This is a genomic window from Pseudomonas sp. K5002 (assembly GCF_013386655.1).
Taxonomy (GTDB): Bacteria; Pseudomonadota; Gammaproteobacteria; order Pseudomonadales; family Pseudomonadaceae; genus Aquipseudomonas.
Window position 1 is genome coordinate 1 of sequence record NZ_JACARK010000668.1, and the last position, 6,846, is coordinate 6,846.

A 6,846-nucleotide genomic window follows, 5' to 3' on the forward strand; every position below is an offset into this window, starting at 1 on the left:
ACCACGGCAAAACCACGACCGGCCTCGCCCGCGCGTGCCGCCTCAATCGCTGCGTTGAGTGCCAGCAGGTTGGTCTGCCCGGCAATCCCGCGAATCACTTCAAGCACCTTGCTGATGTCCTGGGCCTGCGCCGCCAGGCCCTCGGCCTTGGTCGAGGCACCGAGGACTTCGTCCACCAGGTTCTGGATCGAGCTGATGGTTTCGCTGATCTGGTAGTGACCGTGCTTGCTGTCTTCGTCGGAGGCCTTGGAGGCTTCGGCGCTGGACACCGCATTGCCCGCCACTTCATCGACTGCCGCGCTCATCTGCGTCACGGCGGTGGCAGCCTGTTCGATCTCGTCGTTCTGCGCTTGCAGGCCGCGGGTGCTCTGCTCCATTACCGAACTCATCTCTTCCGCCGCCGAGGCCAACTGCTGCGACGATTCGCTGATGCCACGGATGGTTTCCTGCAGGTTGGCCTGCATGGTGGCCAGCGCGGTGAGCAGTTGCGCCGGCTCATCCTTGCCCTCCACGACGATCGGCCGGCTCAGATCGCCGGAGGCGATGGTGCGGGCCACTGTCAGTGCCTGGCCAATGGGCGCGGTGATGCTGCGGGTCAGCAGCCAGGCCAGCAGTAAAGTTGCCATCAGGGCGGTGACGATGATGGTGCCGACCACCCATTGGGCGCTGGTGTACATCTGCGCCGCCGACGTTGCGGCGTCTTCCACACCTTTTTGGTTGAAGATGATCATGTCTTCCAGGCTTTTATTGAGGACCATGCCTTGGGGTGCGAGGCGGCTGTTGAGCAGGTCCATGGCGTTTTGCTGCTGGTCCTGGTCGACCAGTTGAATCATCTGGCCGACGATCGTCATATAGCTCGCAACGTTGGCTTTCAACTGTTTGAGCAGGTCGCGTTCCTGCTCGTTGCTCAGCAGGGTTTCGTGACGGTTCAGCAGTTCTTCAAGGTCGCCACGCTGGCGGGTGATCAGGTTTTTGCTGTTGTCACGCACCCGGGACTCATCGGTGGTGAGCAAGCGCAACGCTTCCAGACGGATGCTGGCGACGTAGGCGGCGCTGTCGTGAATGTTTTCAATACTCGGCATCCACGACTCTTCGATGATCAGTGCGCTTTCCCGCAGCTTGGCCATCTGGCCTAAACCAAACAGGCCGACCACGATCAACAGGCTGGCCAAAACCCCAAAACTCAGACTGGCGCGCAGGCCGATCCCCATATTCCTCAATGACATCTCAATGCTCCTTTGGCGGTTAGAACCTGATCCCGGATCGGTCTTCTGACCTTGTTAGGTGGGAGAGGGCGCGCTATATAGCAAAGTGCCACTAGCTAGGGTAGTCAGGGTTTCCCTTACGTTGGATCCAATGGTCGAGAAGCCAGCAGTACCGGGGCAGTAGAGCAAAGACTCTTATTTACCCCGGCTCGCACAGGCAGGCCACGTCACACAAGGCCTGTAGATGAAACGTTTAATGCCGGGAGCGTGACGCGCGGGTTTTTTGTTGACCAGTTAGTCGAATTAAATAAAGAGTAAATAAATGTACGAAATGAACAATCTTGTACAAGTCTGAATGAAAAATGATCCTTCTCCTGTTCCCGCACACTGGCTAAGCTCAGCTCACTCCAAATGCCCGCAGAGGTTTCCCGAATGCCGCAGCCAACGCCCGCCCTCGACATTGCGCAGATGATCCTCGACGGCTTCGACGACTACCGCGAGCACTTCCGCCAGATCACCGATGGCGCCCGGGAGCGCTTTGAAAAGGCGCAGTGGCAGCAAGGGCAGGCGGCATCGGCTGCGCGCATCAATCTTTACGAAGAGAAGGTCAGCGAAGTCACGGCGCGGCTGCGGGCGGCTTTCGATGAAGCCGTGTTGCTCGACATTGCCGACTGGCCGCTGGTGAAAAGTGCCTACATCAGCCTGATCGACCTGCGGTTTGACGATGAGCTGTCCGAGACCTGGTACAACTCGACGTTTTGCGGCCTGTTCAGCCATGACCTGATCAGCGATGGCTGCATGTTCATCCACACCACCCGGCCCAGCCTGCGCCGCGCCCGGGCGGCGCAAACCCGCACCTACAAGCCGGGCGGCAAGCTGGCGGGCATGCTGGAGCAGATTTTCGCCGACTACAGCTTCAGCGAACCCTACGCCGACTTGCCCGCCGACCTGCGCCGCCTGGAGGTGCAATTGCGCGAAAACCTGCCGGACTGGGTGTGCAAGGACCCGGACCTCAACGTCGAACTGTTTTCCTCGGTGCTGTACCGCAACAAAGGCGCGTACCTCGTCGGACGCATCTACACCCGCGACGAACAGTGGCCGCTGGTGATCCCGCTGCTGCATCGGGAAGGGCGCGGCATCCAGATCGACGCGCTGATCACCGACGAGGCCGATGTGTCGATCATCTTCTCGTTCACCCGCTCCTATTTCATGGTGGACGTGCCGGTGCCGGCGGAGTTTATCGGCTTCCTCAAGCGCATCCTGCCGGGCAAGCACATCGCCGAGTTGTACACCTCCATCGGCTTCTACAAACACGGCAAATCCGAATTCTACCGGGCGCTGATCAACCACCTTGCCACCACCGATGACCAGTTCATCATGGCGCCGGGCGTGCGCGGCATGGTCATGAGCGTGTTTACGCTGCCGGGCTTCAATACCGTGTTCAAGATCATCAAGGACCGGTTTTCACCGTCGAAAAACGTCAACCGCGCCACCGTGATCGAGAAGTACCGGTTGGTGAAAAGTGTCGACCGGGTAGGGCGCATGGCCGACACCCAGGAGTTCGCCGACTTCCGTTTTCCGTTGAGCAAATTCGAGCCTGAATGCCTGGCCGAACTGCTGGAAGTCGCCGCCGGTACCGTCGAAGTCGAAGGCGATACGGTACTGATCCGCCACTGCTGGACCGAGCGGCGCATGACCCCGCTGAACCTCTACCTGGAAAACGCCAACGAAGCCCAGGTGCGCGAAGCCCTGGAAGACTACGGCCTGGCGATCAAGCAACTGGCGGCGGCGAATATTTTCCCGGGCGACATGCTGCTGAAGAATTTTGGCGTCACCCGCCACGGTCGCGTGGTGTTCTACGACTATGACGAAATCTGTTTCCTGACCGAGGCCAACTTCCGCCACATTCCGGCGCCGCGTACCCCGGAAGATGAAATGGCCTCCGAGCCCTGGTATTCCATCGGTCCGCTGGACGTGTTTCCCGAGGAGTTTCCGCCATTCCTGTTTGCTGATTCCGCCCAGCGCCGCCTGTTCGACGAACTGCACGGCGAGTTGTACAACGCCGACTACTGGAAAGGCCTGCAAGAGGCGATTCGCGCCGGCAAGGTAATCGATGTGTTTCCCTACCGGCGCAAGGGCCTGGACAATGAATGAGGGGAGCGCGCGGCGGCGCTTTTCTGCGACAATCCGCCCCCTGCCTACATAGACGACCTTTGCGTACCTGATGACTGACCAAGCGCCCGCTATCGACCAACTGCTGAAAAACCTCGATCACGCCATGCTCGCCGACCGCCACCGCCTGCGGCGGCAGCTGCTTGAGCTGCGCAAGAAACCCGATGAGGAAAAACTTGCGCAGTGGGTGACGCGGATGCAGGCCTCCTGCGCCCAGGTGACAGCGCGGCGCGCCAGCCTGCCGGTGATTCGCTATGACGACAGCCTGCCGATCGCCGCCAAGCGTGACGAGATCAAGGAAGCGTTGCTCAAGCATCAGGTGCTGATCATTGCCGGTGAGACCGGTTCGGGTAAAACCACCCAATTGCCGAAAATCTGCCTGGAAATCGGCCGCGGCCAATACGGCCTGATCGGCCACACCCAGCCGCGGCGGATTGCGGCGCGCAGCGTAGCGAGCCGGGTCGCGGAAGAGTTGGCGACTCCGCTGGGTTCCCTGGTGGGTTATCAGGTGCGGTTTGAAGACCAGAGTGATTCCAACACCCTGATCAAGCTGATGACCGACGGTATCCTGCTGGCCGAAACCCAGAACGACCGCTACCTCGAACGCTACGACACGATCATCGTCGACGAAGCCCACGAACGCAGCCTGAACATCGACTTCCTGCTGGGTTATCTGAAAACCCTGCTGCCGCGTCGCCCGGACCTCAAGGTCATCATCACCTCGGCCACCATCGACCTGGAGCGCTTTTCCAAGCACTTCGACGATGCGCCGATTGTCGAGGTGTCGGGCCGCACCTTCCCGGTGGAGACCTGGTACCGCCCGCTGACCCTGGAGCAGGACGAGGAGGGCAACCGCGTCGAGGACGACCTGACCGTCGACCAGGCGATTCTCGCCACCCTCGATGAGATCGCCGCCTTCGAGCGCAGCGAGCGCAAGAGCCCCGGCGATGTGCTGGTGTTTCTGCCCGGCGAGCGCGAGATTCGCGACGCTGCCGACATGCTGCGCAAGGCCCAGCTCAAGCACACTGAAATCCTGCCGCTGTATGCGCGCCTGTCACCGGCGGAGCAGCAGCGGATTTTCCAGTCGCACCCAGGCCGGCGTGTGGTGCTGGCGACCAACGTCGCGGAAACCTCGCTGACCGTGCCAGGCATTCGTTATGTGATCGACAGTGGCACCGCGCGCATCAGCCGCTACAGCTACCGGGCCAAGGTGCAGCGACTGCCGATCGAGGCGATTTCCCAGGCCAGTGCCAACCAGCGTAAAGGCCGGTGCGGGCGGGTCGAACCCGGTATCTGCGTGCGCTTGTACAGCGAAGAGGATTTTATCGGGCGCCCGGAATTTACCGACCCCGAGATTCTTCGCACAAACCTCGCGGCCGTAATCCTGCAGATGCTGCACCTGCGCCTGGGCGAGATCACCGATTTCCCGTTTATCGAGCCGCCGGACGGCAAGGCCATCAGCGACGGTTTCAACCTGCTGCAAGAGTTGTCCGCCGTTGACCGCAACAGCCAGCTGACACCGATGGGCCGCCAGTTGGCGCGTCTGCCGGTGGACCCACGCATGGGCCGCATGTTGCTGGAGGCGGCCAAGCTTGGCAGCCTGCAGGAAGTGCTGATCGTCGCCAGCGCCATGTCGATCCAGGACCCGCGCGAGCGTCCGCCGGAGCGCCAGCAAGCCGCCGACCAGGCTCACGCACAATGGAAGGACGCGGATTCGGACTTCGCCGGGTTGGTGAACCTGTGGCGTGGTTTTGAAGAGCAGCGCCAGGAATTGACCGCCAGCCCGCTGCGCAATTGGTGCCGCAAGAATTTCCTGAACTACCTGCGCCTGCGGGAATGGCGTGACTCCCACCGCCAGTTGAGCCTGATCTGTCGCGACATGCAGTTGACCGTCAATAAAGAACCGGCGGACTTCCCCAAACTGCACAAGGCGGTGCTGTCCGGCCTGCTCAGCCAGATTGGCCAGAAGACCGAAGAGGGCGATTACCTCGGCGCGCGTCAGCGGCGTTTCTGGATTCACCCGTCGTCGGGTATTGGCAAGAAGCGTCCGCAATGGCTGATGACCGCCGAGCTGGTGGAAACCACCAAGCTGTACGCGCGGATGGTGGCCAAGATCGACGCCGACTGGATCGAGCCGTTGGCCGGGCACCTGATCAAGAAAAACCACTTCGAACCCCATTGGGAAAAGAAGCGCGGCCAGGTGGTGGCGTTTGAGCAGATCACCCTGTTCGGGTTGATCATCGTCGGGCGCCGGCCGGTGCATTACGGGCCGATTGATCCGGTGACGTCTCGCGAGCTGTTTATCCGCGAAGGCCTGGTGCGCGGCGAGATCCAGTCCCGGGCCCGCTGCCTGACGGCCAACCAGCAATTGCTGGAGCAGCTCGACGAACTGGAAGCCAAGGCCCGCCGGCGCGACATCCTGGCGGACGAAGAAACCCTGTACGCCTTCTACGATGCGCGCCTGCCCGCCGAGATCCACCAGACTGCGACCTTCGACAGTTGGTACAAGGTCAACAGCCAGAAAGACCCGCAGCTGTTGATCATGCGCGAAGAAGACGTGCTGGCCCGCGAGGCCAGTGAAGTCACCGCCGCCCATTACCCCGACACCTTGCACCTGGGCGACCTGGCCCTGGCCTTGAGTTATCACTTCGAACCCAACCATCCACGGGACGGTGTGACCCTGCGCGTGCCGGCGCCGCTGTTGCCGGCCTTGCCACCCGAGCGCCTGGAATGGCTGGTGCCGGGTGTGATCGAGGCCAAGTGCATTGCCCTGGTGCGCAACTTGCCCAAGGCCCTGCGCAAGAACTTCGTGCCGGTGCCGGATTTCGTCAAGGCGGCGTTGCAACGTATCGAGTTCGGCCAAGGCTCGTTGCCTCAGGCCTTGGGGCGTGAGCTGCTGCGCATGACCGGGGCACGGGTCAGCGATGAAGCCTGGGCCGAGGCTGCGCAGCAGGTGGAGAGCCACCTGAAGATGAACCTGGAAGTGGTCGACGGCCAGGGCAAGTTCCTCGGTGAAGGCCGCGACCTGGCCGAGTTGACCGCGCGTTTCGCCGAGGCCAGCCAAGCTGCGTTGGCGGTGCCGCAGACTGCGAAGAGCCAGCAGCCGGTGGAGGCCAAGGTGTTCGCGGCGGTGGCCGAGAAAACCCAGCAAAACATAGCCGGGCTTTCGATGACGGTGTATCCGGCCTTGGTCGAAGAAAACGGCACGGTCAAGGAAGGGCGTTTCTCTACCGCTGCCGAGGCTGAGTTCCAGCACCGTCGAGCCTTGCAGCGCCTGCTGCTGCAACAACTGGCCGAGCCGGCAAAGTTCCTGCGGGGCAAATTGCCGGGCCTGACCGAGTTGGGGTTGATGTACCGCGAGCTGGGGCGTATCGAAGCCCTGGTGGAAGACATTCTGTTGGCCAGCCTCGACAGTTGCGTGCTGGAAGGCGAAGCCAGCCTGCCGCGGGACGGCGCCGGCCTGGGCGCC

The 6,846-nt window shown here is 61.8% G+C and carries 3 protein-coding genes; 2 read left to right on the forward strand and 1 reads right to left on the reverse strand.

The genetic code is table 11. The features are described from left to right. A partial coding sequence (locus HX846_RS25850) for a methyl-accepting chemotaxis protein (RefSeq protein WP_178966356.1) occupies nt 1-1,226 on the reverse strand: 1,226 nt, incomplete at its 3' end. Between the two features lie 411 nt (nt 1,227-1,637). Between HX846_RS25850 and aceK the strand changes: the two genes are divergently transcribed. Together aceK and hrpA are read left to right on the forward strand one after the other, a co-directional pair. Next, nucleotides 1,638-3,359 (forward strand): bifunctional isocitrate dehydrogenase kinase/phosphatase, encoded by a 1,722-nt coding sequence (aceK, locus tag HX846_RS25855; protein ID WP_003210697.1) that lies wholly within the window; start codon nt 1,638-1,640, stop codon nt 3,357-3,359. A 70-nt stretch (nt 3,360-3,429) separates the two neighbouring features. Next, the coding region (gene hrpA / locus HX846_RS25860; RefSeq protein ID WP_178966357.1) for an ATP-dependent RNA helicase HrpA at nt 3,430-6,846 on the forward strand (3,417 nt) is incomplete at its 3' end.